Source organism: Agromyces sp. Y558 (genome assembly GCF_059445415.1).
Genome location: NZ_JCAIUH010000001.1, coordinates 1,470,652 through 1,491,230 on the forward strand (window position 1 = coordinate 1,470,652; position 20,579 = coordinate 1,491,230).

At 68.4% G+C, this 20,579-nt stretch carries 17 protein-coding genes; 9 read left to right on the forward strand and 8 right to left on the reverse strand.

All coding sequences use genetic code 11. From position 1 onward, the window contains the following. Positions 1 to 77: 77 nt before the first annotated feature. From AC1C2T_RS06870 to AC1C2T_RS06885, 4 genes are all read left to right on the forward strand, one after another. Positions 78 to 827, forward strand: a complete 750-nt coding sequence (locus tag AC1C2T_RS06870; protein WP_495384722.1) for a response regulator transcription factor — start codon at positions 78 to 80, stop codon at positions 825 to 827. After that, the gene (locus AC1C2T_RS06875) at positions 824 to 2,386 is read left to right on the forward strand and encodes a sensor histidine kinase (protein WP_495384723.1); all 1,563 of its coding nucleotides are present in this window, start codon (positions 824 to 826) and stop codon (positions 2,384 to 2,386) included. Before AC1C2T_RS06870 ends, AC1C2T_RS06875 begins: the two co-directional genes overlap by 4 nt. Before the next feature lie 149 nt (positions 2,387 to 2,535). Further along, the gene (locus AC1C2T_RS06880) at positions 2,536 to 3,768 is read left to right on the forward strand and encodes a PucR family transcriptional regulator (protein ID WP_495384724.1); all 1,233 of its coding nucleotides are present in this window, start codon (positions 2,536 to 2,538) and stop codon (positions 3,766 to 3,768) included. Between the two features lie 174 nt (positions 3,769 to 3,942). Then, a complete protein-coding gene (locus tag AC1C2T_RS06885; RefSeq protein ID WP_495384725.1) occupies positions 3,943 to 5,796 on the forward strand; it encodes a Xaa-Pro dipeptidyl-peptidase in 1,854 nt (617 codons plus the stop codon). A 47-nt stretch (positions 5,797 to 5,843) separates the two neighbouring features. On the opposite strand, the gene AC1C2T_RS06890 is transcribed toward AC1C2T_RS06885, so the two are convergent. Both AC1C2T_RS06890 and AC1C2T_RS06895 read right to left on the reverse strand, forming a co-directional pair. Further along, the gene (locus tag AC1C2T_RS06890; RefSeq protein WP_495360996.1) at positions 5,844 to 6,287 is read right to left on the reverse strand and encodes a MarR family winged helix-turn-helix transcriptional regulator; all 444 of its coding nucleotides are present in this window, start codon (positions 6,285 to 6,287) and stop codon (positions 5,844 to 5,846) included. 10 nt (positions 6,288 to 6,297) lie between these two features. After that, positions 6,298 to 7,977 carry an MDR family MFS transporter gene (locus AC1C2T_RS06895; RefSeq protein ID WP_495385402.1) on the reverse strand — a complete coding sequence of 560 codons (1,680 nt, stop codon included), beginning with the start codon at positions 7,975 to 7,977 and terminating at the stop codon, positions 6,298 to 6,300. A 364-nt stretch (positions 7,978 to 8,341) separates the two neighbouring features. On the opposite strand from AC1C2T_RS06895, the gene AC1C2T_RS06900 reads away from it, so the two are divergent. Next, positions 8,342 to 9,556 carry a PucR family transcriptional regulator gene (locus AC1C2T_RS06900; protein WP_495384726.1) on the forward strand — a complete coding sequence of 405 codons (1,215 nt, stop codon included), beginning with the start codon at positions 8,342 to 8,344 and terminating at the stop codon, positions 9,554 to 9,556. Between the two features lie 355 nt (positions 9,557 to 9,911). After that, on the forward strand, positions 9,912 to 11,843 hold the full coding sequence (locus tag AC1C2T_RS06905; RefSeq protein ID WP_495384727.1) for a M64 family metallopeptidase: 1,932 nt from the start codon (positions 9,912 to 9,914) through the stop codon (positions 11,841 to 11,843). 148 nt (positions 11,844 to 11,991) lie between these two features. On the opposite strand, the gene AC1C2T_RS06910 is transcribed toward AC1C2T_RS06905, so the two are convergent. The 4 genes from AC1C2T_RS06910 to AC1C2T_RS06925 form a co-directional block, all read right to left on the reverse strand. After that, positions 11,992 to 12,381, reverse strand: a complete 390-nt coding sequence (locus AC1C2T_RS06910; protein WP_495384728.1) for a RidA family protein — start codon at positions 12,379 to 12,381, stop codon at positions 11,992 to 11,994. A 92-nt stretch (positions 12,382 to 12,473) separates the two neighbouring features. After that, positions 12,474 to 12,983 (reverse strand): MarR family winged helix-turn-helix transcriptional regulator, encoded by a 510-nt coding sequence (locus AC1C2T_RS06915; protein WP_495360991.1) that lies wholly within the window; start codon positions 12,981 to 12,983, stop codon positions 12,474 to 12,476. A gap of 70 nt (positions 12,984 to 13,053) precedes the next feature. Continuing rightward, positions 13,054 to 13,527 carry a MarR family winged helix-turn-helix transcriptional regulator gene (locus tag AC1C2T_RS06920; RefSeq protein WP_495360990.1) on the reverse strand — a complete coding sequence of 158 codons (474 nt, stop codon included), beginning with the start codon at positions 13,525 to 13,527 and terminating at the stop codon, positions 13,054 to 13,056. Between the two features lies 1 nt (position 13,528). Next, the gene (locus tag AC1C2T_RS06925) at positions 13,529 to 15,253 is read right to left on the reverse strand and encodes a DHA2 family efflux MFS transporter permease subunit (RefSeq protein WP_495384729.1); all 1,725 of its coding nucleotides are present in this window, start codon (positions 15,251 to 15,253) and stop codon (positions 13,529 to 13,531) included. A 355-nt stretch (positions 15,254 to 15,608) separates the two neighbouring features. Between AC1C2T_RS06925 and rplJ the strand changes: the two genes are divergently transcribed. Together rplJ and rplL are read left to right on the forward strand one after the other, a co-directional pair. Then, on the forward strand, positions 15,609 to 16,124 hold the full coding sequence (gene rplJ, locus AC1C2T_RS06930) for a 50S ribosomal protein L10 (RefSeq protein ID WP_108594454.1): 516 nt from the start codon (positions 15,609 to 15,611) through the stop codon (positions 16,122 to 16,124). Between the two features lie 50 nt (positions 16,125 to 16,174). Further along, a complete protein-coding gene (gene rplL, locus AC1C2T_RS06935) occupies positions 16,175 to 16,558 on the forward strand; it encodes a 50S ribosomal protein L7/L12 (RefSeq protein WP_495384730.1) in 384 nt (127 codons plus the stop codon). 255 nt (positions 16,559 to 16,813) lie between these two features. Here the strand turns inward: rplL and AC1C2T_RS06940 are convergent, their stop codons facing one another. Beyond that, entirely contained in the window at positions 16,814 to 17,704 is an 891-nt protein-coding gene (locus AC1C2T_RS06940; RefSeq protein ID WP_495384731.1) for a hypothetical protein, read from the reverse strand. A 118-nt stretch (positions 17,705 to 17,822) separates the two neighbouring features. Next, entirely contained in the window at positions 17,823 to 18,845 is a 1,023-nt protein-coding gene (locus AC1C2T_RS06945; protein WP_495384732.1) for a LacI family DNA-binding transcriptional regulator, read from the reverse strand. Between the two features lie 270 nt (positions 18,846 to 19,115). Here AC1C2T_RS06945 and AC1C2T_RS06950 point away from each other — a divergent pair, with 270 nt between their 5' ends. Beyond that, positions 19,116 to 20,474, forward strand: a complete 1,359-nt coding sequence (locus AC1C2T_RS06950) for an ABC transporter substrate-binding protein (RefSeq protein WP_495360985.1) — start codon at positions 19,116 to 19,118, stop codon at positions 20,472 to 20,474. Positions 20,475 to 20,579: the final 105 nt, after the last annotated feature.

The following is a 20,579-nucleotide window of genomic DNA, read 5'->3' on the forward strand; positions in this document are numbered from 1 at the left end:
TGCTGCGTCTCGTGGCCACGCGGCATCCGCTCATGGAAGTCATAGGAAACGCAAAGCCGCGCGCGGATACTGGAAACATGAGCACTGCACCGGCCTCGGCCCCGCACCGCGCCCCCGCCATCGCGAAGGGCGACGGGTCGATGGTGCGAGTGCTCGTGGTCGATGACGAGCACTCGCTCACCGAACTGCTCAAGATGGCTCTGCGCTACGAGGGCTGGGACGTGCGTACCGCGAGCGACGGCTACTCCGCAGTCAAGATCGCGCGCGAGTTCCGCCCCGACGCGATCGTGCTCGACATCATGCTGCCCGACATCGACGGGCTCGAGGTGCTCCAGCGGGTGCGGGCCGATGGTTCGGAGACGCCCGTGCTCTTCCTCACCGCGAAGGACGCGCTCGACGATCGCATCGCCGGTCTCACCGCGGGCGGTGACGACTACGTCACCAAGCCGTTCAGCCTCGAAGAGGTCATGGCGCGCCTGCGCGGACTCATCCGCCGCTCGACGCTCACTCTCGCCCAGGCGAAAGACCCGGTGCTCGTCGTCGGCGACCTGACGCTCGACGAGGACTCCTACGAGGTCGCCCGCGCCGGCGTGCCGATCGAGCTCACCGCGACCGAGTTCGAGCTGCTGCGTTTCCTCATGCGCAACCCGCGCCGGGTGCTCTCGAAGGCGCAGATCCTCGACCGGGTCTGGTCGTACGACTTCGGCGGCAAGGAATCCGTGGTCGAGCTCTACATCTCGTACTTGCGCAAGAAGATCGATGCCGGCCGCGAGCCGATGATCCACACCGTGCGCGGCGCGGGCTACATGCTGAAGGCCGTCGGATGACCCGGCCGGGCGATCCCGGCCATGCGACGTCTGCGCGGGCGACCGTGACCGCGGCGACGCCCGCGCTCGGCGACGACGAGGCAGCGGATGCCCCGGGCCGACGCCACCCCTGGACCCTGCACCGTCGACTCCTCGTCGTGGTCGCCGCGCTGCTCATCGCCGTGAGTGCGGTGATCGGCGTGGCGACGGTGCTCGTGTTCCATACCTCGTCCGTCGATCGCCTGGACGCGAGTCTGCGTGCGACGGCGACACGCGCGGTCGAGGCCTCCCCGTCCGGAACGTCCCTGGACCCCTCAGCGAGCGTTGACGAATTCCTCCGGGTGCCTGGCCAGCCGGAGGGCACGCTCGGCGCGCTCATCCTCCCCGACGGCAGGGTCTTCGCGAAGTACATCTCGACAGGAGGCGAGCTACCCGACCCGGGCGAGGGCGCGACACTCCCGCTGGCCGAGGTGCCCGCCGACGGGCAGCCGCACACGATCACCGCAGGCTCGCTCGGTGACTACCGGGCACTCGCCGTGCAGACGCAGCCCGAGTACCGGGTCGTGCTCGCACTGCCGCTCACCGATCTCAACGCTCAGACCGTTCAGCTGGCCTGGACGATCGCGATCGTGGCACTCGCAGGACTCGTGCTCGCTCTCGCGGTCGGCTCCGTCGTCGTGCGGCGGGCGCTCAGCCCCCTCGCCGAGGTCACCGCGACGGCGCAACGCGTCTCGGAGCTCCCGCTCGATCACGGCGACGTCGCACTCGCCGAACGGGTCGACATCGACGACAAACGCACCGAGGTGGGGCAGCTCGGTGGTGCGTTCAACCGCATGCTCGGCCACGTGGCATCCGCTCTCTCGGCGCGTGAGCAGAGCGAGCAGAAGGTGCGCCGCTTCGTCGCGGACGCGAGCCATGAGTTGCGCACGCCGCTCGCCTCGATCCGCGGCTACGCCGAGCTCACTCGCCTGCACGGCGGTGAGCTGCCGCCCGACGTCATGCACGCGATCGGCCGCATCGAGTCGGAGTCGGTGCGCATGACCGAGCTCGTGGAAGACCTGCTGCTGCTCGCTCGCCTCGACGAGGGGCGCGAGCTCTCGGCGCTGCCTGTCGACCTCGGCCGGGTCGTCGTCGAGGCGGTCGGCGATGCGCAGGCAGCCGGCCCCGGCCACGATTGGGAGGTGCGGCTTCCGGATGCCCCGGTGACCGTGATCGGCGATGAGCCGCGCCTGCGCCAGGTCGTGACGAACCTGCTCGCGAATGCCCGCGTGCACACGCCAGAGGGCACCTCGGTCGTCGCGTCGCTCGCGCGCGTCGGCGACGATGTCGTGCTCTCCGTCGAAGACGACGGGCCCGGCATCCCACCGGAGCAGGTGGACTCGCTCTTCGAACGCTTCGCGCGCGGCGACTCGTCACGATCGCGTCTTGCCGGAAGCACCGGTCTCGGGCTCGCGATCGTGCGTGCGGTGGTCGAGGCGCACGGCGGCGACGTGTCGGTGTCCAGCGAGCCCGGGCGCACCGAGTTCGTCGTCGAGCTGCCTCTCGCTTCGGAGGACGTGCCCGCCGCACGCGGAGGGTAGCGCTGCACCCGGGTTGGGCCGGGCGGGCTGCGGCGCTGGAGGGCATCGAACTGCGATCCCGCGGCGATCCCGCGGCGCTCACGCGGCGCTCCCGCGGCGCTCACGCTTAGGCTGGTGTCGTCCGCCATCGCAGCGACCCGAGACTTCACATGAGCCTGCAGCAGTTGATCACCCGCATCGCCGTCGAACTCGGGTGCCCGGCCCTCGTCGAGGACCATCGCCGTCGCGTCGTCGCTTACAGTCCGCATCCCGACGAGATCGACGATGTGCGCCGGCGCTCCATCCTCGAGCATCGGGCAGATCCAGCGGTCCACGCCTGGCTGAGCCGGCTCGGCGTCTACTCGGCGGTCTCCGCCGTCCGGGTTCCGGGCAGTTCCGAGCTCGGCATGCTCCCGCGCGTGTGCGTGCCGATCAGTCGATCCGGTGTCGTGTTCGGCCATCTCTGGTTCATCGAGCCGGCGGGGTTCGCGAAACGGCTGGACCTCGCGCGAGTCGGTGACTGTGCGGAGCAGGTCGCCGACGAGTGGGCGCGCGTGCGGATGTCACAGGACCTCGAGTCCGCACACGAGCACGAGCTGGCCCGCGAGCTGGTGCTCGGCCGCGCCGAGGTGCGGCGCAGAGCCGCCGACGAACTCGTCGAGTCGGGCCGGTTCGAGAGCGGATCGCTCCGCGTCTACGTGCTGGATGCCGGGTCGTCGTCCATCGCGCACGACGGATCGGTCCGCGAGGCGCTCGAGCGAACCGCGCGCCGCGCACGTCAGTCGCTCGGCGGTCGCGGAGTATTGGCACTGGTCAGGCGGGACCACGCGGCAGTCGTCGTTCAGTCCTCGCCTGGGCGCTTCGCCGACTACGACCGCATAGCGGGGGTCATCGCGGAGTCGGCGGTCGACACGGCCTCCGCCGGCCTCGGCACGCTGCGGATCGCGGTCGGCGGTGAGGCGTCGGTCGTCGCCGCTCGCGAGAGTTACCGGCAGGCTCGCCGCGCACTCGGCATCGCCGAGTCGTTCCGCCTCGACGGCGCCGTCTTGCATTGGGATCGCCTGGGTGTCTATCGAGGCTTGGACGCGGCATCCGAGTTGGGGCTCCGGTCGAGCGACTTCCAGCCGGGGCTCGAGCGCGTCGCGGCCGAGCGAGACGGCCACGCCCTGATCGAGACGCTCGAGTGCTACCTCGCGGCGGCCGGGCATGTGCAGGCGGCTGCAGCGCGCCTGGGCGTGCACAGGACCTCCCTTTACAACCGGCTGGCCCGTGTCGAGCGAATCCTCGACATCGACCTCGGCAACGGTCTGCATCGCTTGGGCCTGCACGTCGCGCTCCTGCTGTGGGCAGGCGAGGCGGGGGATGGCGGGAGCCACGTCGGCGGAGCCTCCGAGGTCGCGTGAACGGCCCGGTTCCGGTGCTGCGTCGACATCTGTCGATCGGTGCTCGAGCCCGCCGCAACATCTGACGCGTGCCCTCGGAGGCACCTGTGCCTAGCCTGTGGATGCCACGGGTGGTCGCCCTCGCCCGCATCAGCGGACGCGGATGCCCCCCGACCACGTTCGAAGGAGCACCCCATGACACCAGCGGTCCCATACGCCGGCGGCCGACGGCGCGGTCGCGTCGTCGCCATCGCCCTGACCTCGGTACTCGCGTGCGGCCTCGTCGTCGCGGCGACTCCCGCGCAGGCGGCACCCGAGGCGGCACCGGTCGAGCCGACGTTCCAGGACGGCCTCTCGCAGGCGGTCTTCACGAAGGTGTCGACCGAGTGGATCAACGAGGAGGCGTGGGTCGAGAGCGAAGTCGACTCGGATCGCGACGGCAGGCCGGACCTCGTGCACATCGATGTGAGCCGCGTGCCGGAGACCGCCGATGGCCTCAAGGTGCCGGTGCTCATGGAGATGAGTCCCTACTACGCCGGCGGCACGGATGTCTCGAACTGGCCGGTCGACCACGAGATCGGTTCCCCGCCGACGGAGAAACCCGCGTGGCCGACCTTCACACCCACGAATCGCACGAGCCCGCGCATCTCAGGCTCGCTCGAGAGCACGTGGGTGCCTCGTGGATTCGCGGTCGTGCACGCCGAGGGGCTCGGCAGCGGCTGGTCCGAGGGATGCCCGACCTCGGGCGGCGAGAACGAGTCGCTCGCAGGCAAGGCGGTCGTCGACTGGCTGAACGGCCGAGCGACTGCGTACACCGCCCCCGATCGAGCGTCGACGGTCTCTGCAGACTGGACGACCGGAAACGTCGGCATGATCGGCACCTCGTACAACGGCACGTTGCCGATCGGCGTTGCGAGCACGGGCGTCGAGGGCCTCGAGGCGATCGTCCCGGTGTCAGCGATCTCGAACTGGTACAACTACTACCGCTCGAACGGCACGGTTCGTGCACCGGGCGGCTACCAGGGTGAAGACCTCGACGTGCTCGCCGACTACGTGTACACGCGGTTCGACCAGGAGATCTGCAAGCCGGTCATCGACGAGCTCCGTGCGAACCAGGATCGCGCCACCGGCGACTCGAGCGCGTTCTGGGAAGAGCGCGATTATCTCGCTGACGCCGACCAGATCACGGCCGCCACGCTCGTCGCACACGGTCTGAACGACTGGAACGTCATGACGAAGAACGCCTCCGACCTCTACGAGGCCCTGAAGGCGCGCGGAGTGCCGCACCAGATCTACCTGCACCAGGGCGGCCATGGAGGCAACCCGAACGACACGTTGCTCAACCGCTGGTTCACGCGTTATCTCTACGACGTCGAGAACGGGGTCGAGCAGTTGCCGAAGGCGTACGTCGTCCGCGAGGACAAGACGCTCACCGAGTACCCGGAGTGGCCCGACCAGGCTGCGGATTCGGTCAAGCTGAAGTTCGCACCGGCAACCGCGGCCGACGGGGTCGGCGGGCTCGCCGTCTCCCGAAACGGTTCGCGTGCGACCGAGAACCTCATCGACGACGCGGGCATCCGGGCATCGGTGCTCGCTGCGGCGGAGTCCTCGCCGAACCGGCTCGCCTACCGCACAGGTGTGCTCGGCAAGCCCATGCGCCTCTCCGGCACGCCGTCGGTCTCGCTCGAAGTCGCGGTGGATCGCTCGAAGGCGAACCTCTCGGCGCTGCTCGTGGAGTACCCGGCGACGGGAACGCCGAAGATCATCACCCGCGGCTGGATGGATGTCGAGAACCGCGGTTCTTCGGCCGTGACCGAGCCGATCACACCGGGGAAGTCGTACACCTTCGACTTCGACTTCGAGCCGAAGGACTACGTGTTCTCCGCCGGCTCGCAGATCGGAGTGGTGATCATGTCGTCGGACAACGAGTACACCGTGCGCCCGGCGCCCGGCACCGAGTTGACGCTCAAGCCGTCGGCATCGACCGTGCACCTGCCGCTCGTCGGCGGCATGGGCGCACTGCAGAAGTCACTGCACGCGGCGAAGTGATGCGAGCGGGTGCCGGCTGCCTCCAGTGAGGCGGCCGGCACTCGCGGTCAGTCGCCGAGGCGACCGAGCAACTCGGCGAACATCTTGATCTCGTGCGGCTGCCAGGTGCTGAGCCGTTCGCGCAGTTCGGCCTGGTTGTCGCGTCGGATGGTGTTGATCCGCTCCGTCGCGGCCGGCGTCGCGGCGAGCAGTCGTGCACGGGCGTCGAGCTCGTCGACGCGTGACTCGATGAGCCCGAGTTCTTCGAGCACGCGCACTTGCCTGCTGAGCACGCTCTTGTCGGTGTGCAGTTCCTCGACGAGGGAGCCGGCGTGTGAGGGCCCCATCGAGACGAGGGACGACACGACCTTGTAGCCCAGGGGTTGCAGGTCGGGGTGCAGCAGCGTGGCGTAGCGCTTCCAGTTGGCACGCACGCGGTGGAACAGCCGACCGAACTGCTGCTCGACGGCCGCGATGGCCTGCTCGGTGTCGAGGGCGGGTTCGGTGGTCATGCCGGTCATTTTAAGCTCGCCCGCCTCTCACGCCTGCATCGGCGTCGACGGCGTCGACGGCTGGGATGGCGCCGGTCACGGGAACCGCGACCGAGGCTTCCGACACCTCGAACAGTTCTTCGCCGGCCTGCTCGAGCTCACGCTCGAGCGGCGATCCGGAGCGCTGCTCGGCCTTCGCGCGCTGGATGGCGCTCTGGGTGCCGAGGTCGATGTTCGGCAGGAAGATCACCGCGATGAGGGTGACGATCGCGAGCGGCAGTGCAGCCAGGAAGACGCTGCCGATGCCCGTGCCGTAGGCCGACTCGACGACGACGCGGAGGAAACCGGGCAGGGCGCTGATCTGGGGGATCGTGCCGCCGGTGCCGAGCGCCTCTGCCGCTTGCGCCTGCTGCTCGGGCGGCAGCCCGCCGATGCCGGTCTTGATGTTCTCGGCGACGACCGTGCCGAGGATCGATCCCATCACCGAGACGCCGATCGTACCGCCGAGGCTGCGGAAGAACGTGACGGAGCTCGTAGCGACGCCCATGTTCTTCACGGCCGTCGTGTTCTGCACGACGAGCACGAGGTTCTGCATGACCATGCCGACGCCGGCGCCCAGCAAGAACATCGAGACGCCCACGTACCAGAAGTTCGTGTCGTGGTGCAGCTGGGCGAGCAGCAGCACGCCGATCGTCAGGAGCACGCTGCCCACGATCATGTAGGACTTCCACTTGCCGAAGCGGCTGATGAGGGCGCCGACGATCGTGGAGGAGATGAGCACGCCCGCCATCATCGGGATCGTCAGCAGACCGGACTCGGTCGGTGTCGCGCCGCGCGCGAGCTGCATGTACTGGCTGAGGAACACCGAGGTGCCGAACATTGCAACGCCGACCGAGAGTGAGGCCACGACGGCGAGGGTGAAGGTGCGGCTCTTGAAGAGGCCGAGCGGGATCACGGGCTCCTTGACCTTCAGCTCGACGACGACCGCGATGATCAGGAGCAGCACAGCGCTCCCGGCCATGAGGAAGCTCGGTACGGAGATCCAATCGAACTCGTTGCCGGCGAAGGTGACCCAGAGAAGCAGAAGCGAGACACCCACCGAGATGAGCACGATGCCGAAGTAGTCGATCGAGACCTTGGTCTTCGGTCGTTTCGGGAGGTGCAGCGTGCGCTGCAGCAGGATGATGGCCGCGACCGCGATGGGCAGGCCTACGAAGAAGTTCCAGCGCCAGCCCGCGACATCGGTGATGACACCGCCGAGCAGCGGGCCGCCGACGGTCGCGACGGCCATGACGGCACCGAAGAGTCCGGCGTACTTGCCGCGCTCACGCGGGCTGATGATGTCGGCCATGACGATCTGGCTGAGGGCGGCGAGGCCGCCGGCGCCGAGGCCCTGGAAGACGCGCATCGTGATGAGGGTGGCGGCGTCTTGCGAGAAACCGGCGAGTGCCGAGGCGACGACGAAGATCACGAGGGCGAGCTGCAGCAGCAGCTTGCGATTGAAGAGGTCGGCGAGTTTGCCCCAGATCGGGGTCGACACGGTGGTCGCGAGCAGAGTCGAGGTGACGACCCAGGTGAACGCCGACTGGTCGCCCCCGAGGTCGGAGATGATGACGGGCAGCGAGCTGCCGACGACCGTCGAGGCGATCATCGACACGAACATGCCGAGCAGCAGGCCCGAGAGTGCGGTGAGAACCTCGCGATGCGTCATGCCGCTTTCGGTGAGTTCGACGGATGCCGCGGCATCGAGGCTCTTCTTCGGTGCGGACTTCTTCGGCGCGCGATCGCGCGAGGCGGATGCCATTAAACTCCTGAGATTGATTGACTATCGTCAACTATAGCTCAAGTAGTGGACTTATATCAACTATCGAAGACCCCCGCCTGGAAGGGGCGCGGGCTTTCGCGACAGGATCGGCGAGCTGGGTGTCAGGCCTCAGTAGTGCGGTGCCGCAGCTCGGCTTCGACCTTCGACGTTGGTCAACTGTTTCGGCTGGTGGGCACGGTATCCTGAGATCCCAGATGCGACACCTACCTCCGTCGGAATCCCCCTGAGCAGCGCACCTCGGAGGCAGCCGGTGACCGTCAGTCAGCTCGTCAATCTCATCGCCCGCGAACTCGGCCGCCCGGCGCTTCTCGAAGACGGTCGCTACCGCGTCGTCGCGTTCAGCCCGCAGTTCGAGGTCATCGACGAGGTGCGGCGGCGCTCGATCCTCGAGCACCACGCCGGTCCGGGCGTGCACTCCTGGCTCGCCGGACTCGGGGTCTACCGCTCCGAGGAGGCCATGCACGTACCGCGGAACCCCGGCCTGGGCATGCTGCAACGCCTCTACGTCCCCATCCGCACCCAGGACGGCGCCCGTGCGCACCTCTGGCTCATCGAGGAGCCAGACTCGATGTGGCCGGAGGAGGTCGCTCGAGCCGTCGAGCTCGCCGGGCGGCTGGCTGAGGAATGGGCCCGCGTGCTCTCACTGCGGGACGACGAGTCGGCGCGCCGGGCGGAGCGCACCCGGGTGTTGCTCATGGGGGAGGCGCGCGAGCGACTCCTCGCGGCCGACGAGCTGGTCGCCTCGGGCGACATCGACGCCTCGGGCGCACTCCGGGCCTACCTCCTGACCACGCGCGAGCCCGGCGCGCTCGGGCGGGAGGACCTCGAGGCGGCCGATCGGCGCATCCGCCGGGCCCTCGCGGGCCTCGGCCCGCTCACGCTCGTGACCGCCAGCGGCGTCGTCGTCATCGTGCCGGACGACGGCGGGCGCCTGCGCCCGGCCGTGGACGCCATCGTCGAGCGTCTGCGGTCGGCCGCCGCGCGCGGCGGCGGCACCCTGAGCGATCCGCTCGTCGCCATCGGCGGCGCCGTCGTGCACCTGCCCGACTCCGCCCGGAGCCACCGCGAGGCGCAGCGTGCGCTCGCGATCGCCGCGGCCTTCCGCCTGCCCGGGCCCGCCGTCGCCTGGGACGAGCTCGGCGTGTACCGCGGATTGCAGTCCGCGGCCGCGCTGGGCATGCGCTCGACGGACTTCTCGACCGGGCTCGCGAGCCTGTTCGACGAGCGTGACGGAGACGTGCTCCTCGAGACGCTCGAGGCCTACTTCCGGCACGGGGGTCGCCTCCGCGACGTCGCGGGGCGGCTGAACGTGCACCGGGCGACGGTCTACCACCGGCTCGCCCGCATCGAGCGCATCCTCGGCATCGACCTGCGCGACGGGCTCGAGCACCTCGGGCTCCACCTAGCGCTGCTCCTGCGCCGGATCGAGGTCGCCGCGGCCATCGAGGCGAATCTCACGGCCTGACGGGATCCGCTGCCGAGGATGCGTCGCCGGTCCCGCCGGTCCGGCTCCGGTCGTGCGGCGCCGGTCGTGCGACGCCGGTGCGTCGTTCGACAACTGTCGGAGGAGCGCGCGCGGTTGCTCGACAGCTGGTCGATGACCGTTCGCCGAGGTGTTTCTAGGCTGTGAGGCACCTGACACGGGTAAGAACGGGGACGCTGATGATCCAGGGCCGCAGGCCGGCCGCGTCGTCCGGCGAAGAGAGCACCACCGCCGTCACCGCAGCGGGACCAGTTCGTCGCACCATCCATGCGGCGATACTCCTCCGACCGCGCCGCAATGCAGCGCCGCGGGACATCCAGATGAAGGGAACCATCGCATGAACTCCCAACCGCTCGCCCCGCCACTCATTGCGCGTACGGCCACGCCGCGCGCGCGGCGTCGTCGCGCCGGCGCCCTCGCGCTCGCCGCAGTGCTGACCACCGGCCTGACCGTCACCGCGGCCCAGGCCGCGTACGCCGACGAGCCCGCCGTCGGTAGCTCGACTCTCGTCCCCATCCAGGTGACTGGCGACCCCTCCGAGCGCTTCTCGCTCGTGATCCTCGGCGACGGGTACACCGCCGACGAGCAGCCGCTCTTCCGCGAGCAGGTCGAGAAGCACCTCGAAACGATGTGGAGCATCGAGCCGTACAAGAGCTACCGCAACTACTTCAACGTCTACGCGGTGGAGATCATCTCGGGGGAGTCCGGCATCAGCTGCGACTCGTCCCTCGACTCGCCCCGCCGTGACACCCCGCTCAAGATGTCGTTCTGGGGCGGCTGCAACCCGAACAGCGTGCAGCGGCTGATCACGATGGACAGCGCGAAGGCCCGCGAGTACGCGACGGCCGCGCCCAAGGTCGACCAGGTGCTCGCCCTCGCAAACAGCGACACGTACGGCGGCGCGGGCGGCAGCTACGCGACGGCGAGCGGCGGCAATTCGCTCTCGGCACTCATCTCGCCGCACGAGATCGGGCACTCGCTCGGCGGACTCGCCGACGAGTACGACTATTACACGCGCGGTATCACGACGGGCGACTACACGGGCGGCGAGCCCCGCTCGAAGCACCACACGATCATGACCGTCGAGGAGATGGCCGCGCAGCAGGCCAAGTGGTGGCGCTGGCTCGGGGAGCCGAGCGAGGCCGGCGGCATCATCGGCGCGTACGAGGGCGGCCAGTACTACTCGACCGGCATCTTCCGCCCGAGCCGCCACTCGATGATGAAGACCCTCGGGTACCAGATGGACCAGGTCTCCCGCGAGATCATGACCGAGCGCATCTCGTCGAAGATCCCGCTCATCGCGGACGCGCCCAACGAGGCGACGCCCGTCGCGGCCGACGAGGTGATCTCGATCGACGTCGCGCACCCCGTCTACCATGAGCTCGACGTCGACTGGGCGATCAACGGCAAGGCAGTCCCCAACCCCCACAACACGACGCAGCTCGAACTCAAGAAGACGCGGGCGAAGCCCGGTGACGTGGTGACGGTCACGGTCGTCGACAACACGCCCTTCGTGCGCGACCCCGCGCTCCGCGACTCGGCGTCGATGACCCAGGCGCGGTCGTGGACCGTGGGCACGGACCGGTCTGCGGCCACCGGCGTCGAGCCGGCGTTCACCGAGTCGACCCGGACCGAGCGCCCGGTCGGCTCACTCGACGTGCTCTACGTCGAGACCACGCACCGGCCCGACCGCGTGTTCGACGTCATCTGGACGGTCGACGGCGTCCGCCAGCCGAACCCGCACAACGCGCGCACCCTCGAGCTCGCCCAACTCGGGCTCGCGGCGGGCACGCACACGGTCACCGCGTCGGTCGGAGACTCCAAGCGCCCCGGTGCCGCCGCCGAGACCCGGACGTGGACCGTCGACGCCGAGGGGCCCACCGTCGAGTCCGTCGTCTCCGCACCGGTCGAGACCTCGGTCGGCGCGAACGGCGAGCCGCACTTCGTCGTCGACGAGTCGTTCACGATGAAGCTGACGGCGAGCGACGACCAGGCGGGTGCGCTCGTGACCGAGTTCCGCCTCGACGGCGACGGCTGGCACAACTACTACGGCTGGCCGACGGACGCCGAGGCGCCGTTCCTGTTCACGCCGACCGGTACGAACGTCGACGACCTCATCTACGGCAACCTCGGCACGGGCGGCATGTCCCTCTCTCCGTTCCAGGAGCGGGAGCCGGGCTACGGACCGCACCGTGTCGAGTACCGGTCGACGGATGCCGCGGGCAACATCGGTCCGGTCGGGGAGTTCACCGTCGAGGTGCGCCCCTGAGCGGGCCGATGCGCCGCATCGGCGCATCGTCGCGCGTCTGATCGCGCGGGGCACCCGGGTCGACGGCCCGGGTGCCCCGCTGCGTGTGCAGCGCTGCGCCCCGCCGTTCCCGCTGCCTGATGTCAAGATGCCCGCTCGCCACCGCGACTCACTCGATGGCCGCTGTAGCCTCCAGCTCGATGAGCGCGTCGGGGCGGCCGAGCGAGGCGACCATGAGCACGGTCAGCGCGGTCGGCGTCGCGCCCCAGACGCGCGCGGACGCGGCATACGCGTCGTCGACCGACTGCCCCGCGACGAGGTAGACCGCGAGCCGCACGACGTTCGCCTGGTCGGCGCCGACCTCGGCGAGCACCGCGAGCACGTTCCTGATCGCTTGTTCGGTCTGCGGGCCGAGGCCGCCCGGCACGATGGCGCCGGAGGGATCCGTGCCGTTCTGCCCGCCGACGTGCAGCGTGCGGTGCGACCCGCTCACGAGCACTCCCTGGCTGAAGGCCAGATTCGCGTGCAGGCTCACGGGGTTCAGGTGTGTGATCTCCATCTGGCAATTCTGCTCTTCTCGCCCGGCCTGGGCTAGCCCTGTTCGGCGCAGCTCACGCAGGTCGCCGCGTGCGAGGAGTTGCCGCGCGACGCTCAGCGACCGAGTTGTCCGAGGAGGTCGGCGAAGTGCGCGAGGTCGTCGACCGACCACGCGCGCAGCCGTTCGCCGAGGCGTGCTTCGTAGCGCTCGCGCGCGGCCCGCACGCGCTCCTGGGCCAGTGGGGTGGCAACGAGGATGCGGGCGCGGCGATCGGCGGGGTCGGGCAGGCTCTCGACGAGTCCGAGCTCCTCGAGCTGGCGCACCTGCCGGCTCACCGCGGACTTCTCGGTCTGCAGGCGCTCGATGATGGCGCCGGCGTTGTCGGCCTTGCCGCTTTCGATCGAGACCAGCACCTGGTAGCCCAGCGGCTGCAACTCGGGATGCACGGTCGCTGCGGCCTCGCGCCACCCGGCGCGGATGCGCGCGAACAGGGCGCCGAGCTCTTGCTCGACGACGGCGATGGCGCGATCGAGTTCGGGGCGGTCGTCGTCGCGGTTGCCGACGGCCGCGTCGGCGGCTCCATCGGCCTCGGTCGCGTCGGGGTGCGCGGCGTCGGCGGTCATGCCCATGAGTGTACGGGGGCGGAGACGACGACGACCCGCCCCCACAGGAGCGGGCCGTCATCGCCGTGGTTCACGCCTCGGCGAGGCACCGGAAGACGTGGGCGGCCGCGAGCAGTTCGGACGGCTCGAGTTCGGCGAGTGCCCGCCGCATCCGGGCGTGGTTGTCGCTGCGTGCCGCGTCGAGGGCGGTGATCGCGCCGGGTGTCGCCGTGAGCACGCGCTGCCGGCCGTCGCGCTCGTCGGGTTGCGAATCGACGAGACCGAACTCCTCGAGCATCCGAACCTGGCGGCTGACGACCGACTTGTCCATCTCGAAGACGTCGGAGAGCAGGTGCGCGTTCGCGGTGCCGGTGCGGGCGATGAACGACAGCAGCTTGTAGCCGGCGGGCTGCAACTCGGGGTGGACCCGCGCCGCCGACTCCTTCCAGATCAGGCGAACGCGGTTGAACAGGACGTTCATCCGGCCCTCGACCTCGGCGATCGCGTCGTCGAGTTCGCTCAGCGCCGTCTCGGCGACGGCGGGCCCACCGGTTGCCGTCGTCATCTCAGCGGGTCCGCTCCTCGCCGTCGGTGCGCTCGAGCACGGCGATCGAACCGGTCGCGGTGGTCGGCATGCCGGAGTCCGCGGCGCGGATCGCGGAAATGGAACCGGTCGCAGCCGCGCCGACCTCGGCCTCGGCGGTCTCGATGATCGATTCCTCGACCTGCTCGCGCAGTTCGTCGCCCGCGGACTTCGTCGAGAGCGTCTTGTTGGGCACGAACGCGATCGCGATCAAGCCCATGACGGCGAGCGGAATCGCGATGACGAACGCATCGGCGATGCCGTGGCCGTAGGCACTCTCGACGACCGAGCGGAGCGCGTCGGGCAGCGCCGACACGGTGGGCACCTCGCCGGACGCGAGTTTCTGCAGCGCGGTCACCTCGCCTTTCGAGCCCGGCGTGTAGTTCGCGAGCCCGTCGGTGATGTAGCTCGTCACGCTGGTGGCGAGCAGCGAGCCCATGATCGTCACGCCGATGGTGCCGGCGATCGTGCGGAAGAAGTTCACGTTCGACGATGCGGCGCCGAGCTGGGCGGCCGGGGTGTCGTTCTGCACGATGAGGGTCAGGTTCTGCATGACCATGCCGAGGCCCGCGCCGAGCACGATCATGTAGACGGCGACGAACGTGAACGGCGTGTCGTAGCGCAGGGTCGCCATGAGGCTCACGCCGGCGATCGTCAGCACCGAGCCGGTCACCATCCAGCCCTTCCACTTGCCGAAACGGCTCACGAGCTGGCCGATGATGATCGAGGCACCCATCTGGCCGATGATCATCGGGATCGTCATGAGGCCCGACTCCGTCGGGGTGGCGCCCCGGGCCAGCTGGAAGTATTGCGCGAGGAACACCGAGGTGGCGAACATCGCGACGCCGATCGAGATCGAGGCGATCACCGAGAGGGTGAAGGTGCGGTTCTTGAAGAGCGTCATCGGAACGATGGGCTCCTTCACGAAGAACTCGACGGCGATGAAGCCGAGGATCGCCACGGCCGCGCCGATGGCGATGGTCCAGCTCGTGGTTGAGTCCCAGTCGAACTGGCTGCCGCCCATGGACACCCAGATCAGGAGCAGCGAGACGCCGACGGCGAGCAGCACGATGCCGAAGTAGTCGATCGAGATCTTCTTCGAGCGGTTCGGCTTGGGCAGGTGCAGCGTGAACTGCAGCAGCACGAGCGCGACGATCGCGAACGGGACGCCGACGAAGAAGTTGGCGCGCCAGCCCCACCAGTCGGTGATGACGCCGCCGAGCAGCGGGCCGCCGATGGTGCCGAGGGCCATGATGCCGCCGACGACGCCCATGTACTTGCCTCGCTCGCGCGGCGAGATGATGAGGGCGACCGCGATCATGACGAGCGACATGAGGCCGCCGACGCCGAGACCCTGCACGACCCGGACTGCGATGAGCATGTTGGTGTCGGTCGAGAAGCCGGCGATGACGGTGCCGACGGTGAAGAGAACGAGCGCGACCTGGATGAGGATCTTGCGATCGACGAGGTCGGCGAGCTTGCCCCAGATCGGGGTGGAGACCGCCGTGGCCAAGAGACTCGCGGTGATGACCCAGGTGTACTGGGATTGGGTGCCGCCGAGGTCGGCGATGATCACCGGCAACGAGGTCGATACGATTGTTCCGGAGAGCACGGCGACGAACATGCCGACGACGAGTCCGGAGATGGCAGTGAAGACCTCTCGAGCTGATCGGGTGGTCTCGGGCGGGGTTGCTGAAATTGCAGTCAAGGTGAGGTTGCTCCTGCGAAAGAAAGTTGATCGACGTCAACAATAAAACTGTCGTTGCGCTTTGTCAACTATCGATCTATGTCAACTATTCCCATCGCGGTTTGCGATTTGGCGGATGCCGCGGCATCCGTTAGTCTCTACGGAGCCGAAGACCGCTGGTTGTCGTGCGCCTCGAAAGAGATGTGCGATCGAAGTCTTGCGAAAGCAAGGGCCCGCGCAGGTGTGACGAAGACTTCCGGGTGACCGGCCAAGCTCCGCGCAACTGCGCCGGAGCTTTTTTCTTTCCCATTCACGTTCCAGCGCTCCAGGCCGTGCACCGCTTCCGCGTTGCACGTTGAAGACACAAGGAGTGGCCATGGCGAACAAGGAAGCCTCGGTTGCCGAACTCACGAACCTGTTCGAGAGCTCGACCGCCGTTCTGCTGACCGAATACCGCGGCCTCACTGTTGCCCAGCTCAAGACGCTGCGCAAGTCCATCAGTGAGGACGCGAGCTACGCCGTGGTGAAGAACACGCTGACCAAGATCGCAGCGAACAAGGCCGGAATCTCGTCGTTCGACGACGAGCTCGCCGGTCCGTCCGCGATCGCATTCGTGCACGGTGACCCGGTCGCCGTCGCGAAGGCCCTGCGTGACTTTGCCAAGGCGAACCCTCTCCTCGTGGTCAAGGGCGGCTATTTCGATGGCAAGCCCCTGACCGCCGAAGAGGTAGGCAAGCTCGCCGACCTCGAGTCCCGCGAAGTGCTGCTGGCGAAGCTCGCCGGCGCATTCAAGGCCTCGCTGTTCGGAGCCGCATATCTGTTCAACGCACCGCTGTCGAAGGCCGTTCGCACGGTCGACGCGCTGCGTGAGAAGCAGGAGTCCGCTGCGTAGGCGAGAGCCTCTCAAGCGGTGAGTAACCACAGAATCTAAGGAGAATAATCATGGCGAAGCTGTCCACTGAAGAGCTGCTCGAGCAGTTCAAGGGCCTGACCCTCATCGAGCTCTCTGAGTTCGTCAAGGCATTCGAGGAGACCTTCGAGGTCACCGCTGCTGCTCCCGTCGCCGTTGCCGGCGTTGCGGGCCCCGCTGCCGCTGTCGAAGAGGTCGAAGAGAAGACGGCGTTCGACGTCGTCCTCGAGTCGGTCGGCGACAAGAAGATCCAGGTCATCAAGGTCGTCCGCGAGCTCACCTCGCTCGGCCTCGGCGAGGCCAAGGCCGTCGTCGACGGTGCCCCCAAGGCCGTGCTCGAGGGCGCGTCCAAGGAAGCCGCTGACAAGGCGAAGGCTGCTCTCGAAGAAGCCGGCGCAACCGTCAACATCAAGTAGTCGCCGCCTTCGAAGAAGGCAGCACTCAGACGGCAACCGTCAACATCAAGTAGTCGCCACCTTCGAAGAAGGCAGCACTCAGACGGCAACCGTCAACATCAAGTAGTCGCCGCCTTCGAAGAAGGCAGCACTCAGACGGCAGCCGTCAACATCAAGTAGTCGCCACCCTCGCGAGAGGATTGCTGCTTGAGATGACGAGCGTCACCTGAATACACGGATGCCCCGTGGCTCACGAGCCACGGGGCATCCGTCGTCTCAGCGAGGTGTCAGGAGCAGTGCCCGTTCGCCCAAGGCGCCCCGACTTCGGCGAAGGTCCGGGCCTTCGGTCACGACGCGCTCGCTCCACTGCTCGAGGTCGTGCACGACGAGGTGCTCGCCGTCATCATCGACGCGGCGATCGATGTGACGCGAGTCGATCGGCGAGGCCGGCGGCCCCGTGCGCACCGCCTCCAACACCCGCATGAACGCACCCGTCGACGACGCAGCCACGAGCAGCGGTGTGCCATCGACGACGTGGTCGACGAGATTCGCCAGCAGCCCGCGCCGCGAGTACGCGGTCGTCGTCGGAATGGCGGCGCCCGGTCGCATGAGCTGCACGATGTCGAGGGTGTACCAGAGCACGAGGCGGCCACGGGTGCCCTCGACGATGATGCTCGGCTCGCTTCGCCGGGACGCGGTGAGGCTGAGGGCACTCGCCAAACGGTAGCCGTCGATGAGATCGACGATGAGCGACGAAGTGTCGTCGGCCTCGATGTCGTTGGCCCGGTACAGGTCGAGCTCGACGTTCGCGACGTCGGCTTCGAGGCGAGCCCCGGCGACGGCGAGCCCCGTCGCGACCGCATGGGCGAGCGGGTTCGTCACGACACCATCGACCACGGGAACACCGTCGAGCGTGCGTCGACCCGCCCGCGGCATCCGTCGACGGTGCGACGGCATCACGGAGTCGGCGCCACGACTGCGCACCGAGCTCGACCCGCGGCACCGACATGGTCGTGGGCGCCGGAGCCGCGAAGCGGACGAGCGGAATGTCGTCGATACCGGTGACCGTTCGTCTTCGAGCATGCGCGCGAAGTTGTCGAGACCGTTGATCTTCGGGGGGCTCAACAGGTTGTAGCGGGTGAACGAGAGCACGAGCGAGGCGACCATCGGCCCGACCGTGACGAGCGCGAGCCTGAGGAACCAGGGAAAATCACCGAACTTTCGAGAAAGGGCTTTCTGGTGAGTCGTCGCGATCGGGGCATCCGCTCGCCCGCACCTTCTCAGCTCAGCGCTGGGCGGCCGTCGAGCTCGCCCGCACGACGAGTCGGGTCGGCATCGGGGCGCCGGAATCGGGCAGCGGATCGGCGACGGTGCTGTCGCCGAGCAGGCGGAGTACGACGTCGACGACCGATCGGCCCTGCTCGCCGGGATGCTGCTCGATGGTCGTCAGGTCGAACATCTCGGCATACTCGTGCCCGTCGACGCCGACGATCGAGAGCTCTCGGGGCACGTCGATGCCGAGCCGTTCGGCCGCGCGCATGGCACCGAAGGCCACCTCGTCGGATGCTGCGAACAGCGCCGTCGGGCGACGCCCGGGATGCCCGAGCAACTGCAGGGCGGCGCGGTAGCCGCCCGGCATGCTCATCTCGGTCTCGACGACGTCGCCCGCCGACGGCGGCAGGCCCGCACCGGTCATCGCCTCGAGATACCCCTGCCGCCGCAGGCCCTGCACGCTCGAGGGGCGATCGATGGCACCGTTGCCGGCGAGGTGCGCGATGCCGGTGTGCCCGAGGTGCAGCAGGTGCTCGGTGGCGAGGATACCGACCGCGCGGTCGTCGACCGAGAGTCGCGCTGCCGCGCCGCCGCTTCCGCCGAGGCATACGAGGGGCTTCTCGCGACGATCGAGCGAGGACACCTCGCGCTCGTTGAGGTCGACGCCCACGGCGATCACGGCGTCGACCCGCTTCCTGGCGAGGAAGAAGTCGAAGACGCGGTCGCGCTCGGGGCCGGTGGCGGCGACGTTGTAGAGGGTGAGGTCGTAGCCGGCGGCGAGGAGCGCGCGCTCGATGCCCTCGAGCACTTCGCCGAAGAACCACCGGTTGACGAAGGGGATGACGACGCCGACGTTCTTCGTGCGTCCGGTGACGAGGCTCGCCGCATCGGGGGAGACGATGTATCCGATCTTGGCCGCGGCCGCCTCGACGCGTCGACGCGTGTCATCGGCCACGTAGCCTTTGCCGCTGAGCGCTCGTGATGCCGTCGCCTTGGAGACGCCGGCGAGGCGCGCGACGTCGCCGATCACTGGCATCCGTGCCTCCCCTCGTCGGGCTGCTCCGCTGCAGAGTGTACTGCTCGGCAGAGCGAATGTGGAACCGTTTCCCGAAGGGCGGGGACAAAGGCGAACGAACTTCGGGATGCGCGCTGGGAGCGCTCTCTTCCAGTTTCGACGGCGTTTCGGCGGCGGTGGCCGAACCGTGACCTCCGATCACTTGTGAGGAGGGCCGCGGTTGACCTAGCGTGGAGGCTGGAACCGGTTCCCGGTTTCCCTTGCACCACACTCACTCAACGAGGAGATGACATGAGAATCAGACGGCATCGCCGTTGGATGGCCCCCGTGGTGGCGGCCGCGGCGGTCGGCCTCGCCCTGACGGGCTGTACGGGTGACGTCGCGGACGAAGGTTCCGCCGACGTCGATTGCGGCCCCTACGAGGAGTACGGCACGTTCGAGGATGCCACGGTCACGGTTGCCGGCACGATCCTCGACCTCGAAGCGGATCGCCTCAATGAGTCGTGGGCCGACTTCGAAACCTGCACGGGCATCGAGGTCGATTACCAGGGCTCCAGCGAGTTCGAGGCGCAGATCGCCGTGCTCGCCGAGGGCGGCAACGCCCCCGACGTGGGCATCGTGCCCCAGCCGGGCCTGCTCGCGCGTCTCGCCGCCGGTGGTTGGCTGATCCCGGCCTCCCAGACCGTCGAAGACAACGTCGACGAGTGGTGGTCCGAAGACTGGAAGCAGTACGGCAGCTACGAAGACACCTTCTACGCCGCACCGCTCATGGCCAGCATCAAGGGCTACGTCTGGTACTCGCCGGCCGAGTTCGAGGAGAATGGGTACGAGATCCCCAAGACCCTCGACGAGCTGACCGATCTCTCCGAGACGATCGCCGCTGAGGGCGACCACAAGCCGTGGTGCGTCGGCCTCGAGTCGGGCGACGCCACCGGCTGGCCGGGCACCGACTGGATCGAGGACTACATGCTGCGCCTCCACGGCGCCGACGTGTACGACCAGTGGGTGACGCACGGCATCCCGTTCAACGACCCGCAGGTCGCTGAAGCGTTCGACGCGGCCGGGGCGTACCTGAAGAACGAAGACATGGTCAACGGCGGCATCGGCAACGTGTCGACACAGGTCAGCGAAGCGTTCCAGACCGCCGGACTGCCGATCCTCGACGGGGAGTGCTCGCTGCACCACCAGGCGTCGTTCTACGAGACCTTCTGGAACCCCGAGGGAGGCGACGACGTGACCGTCGCGTCCGACGGCGACGTGTTCGCGTTCCTGCTTCCGCCGGTCAATGCCGACGACCCGCAAGCGGTCACCGGCGGCGGCGAGTTCCCGGTGGCATTCCGCGACGCCGAAGAGGTCGAGGCGTTCCGCACGTACCTCGCGAGCGACACTTGGGCCAACAACCGGGTGAGCCTCGGTGGCGTGATCAGCGCGAACAAGGGGCTCGACCCCCAGGTCGCGTCGAGCGAGCTGCTGACGCAGTCGATCGAGATCCTCCAAGATCCCGAGACGACGTTCCGATTCGACGGTTCCGACCTGATGCCCGGCGCCGTGGGTGCCGACTCCTTCTGGAAGGGCATCGTCGCATGGGTCACGGGTGAAGACACCGCACAGGTGCTCGACACCATCGAGTCGAGCTGGCCCGCGAGCTAGCTGGCGCAACTCACGCCGATACCGGCATGATCGAGGGGCGGGGCTTTCAACCCCGCCCCTCGTCACCCGACTGCACGAACGACTCCGATTTCAACGAAGAACATG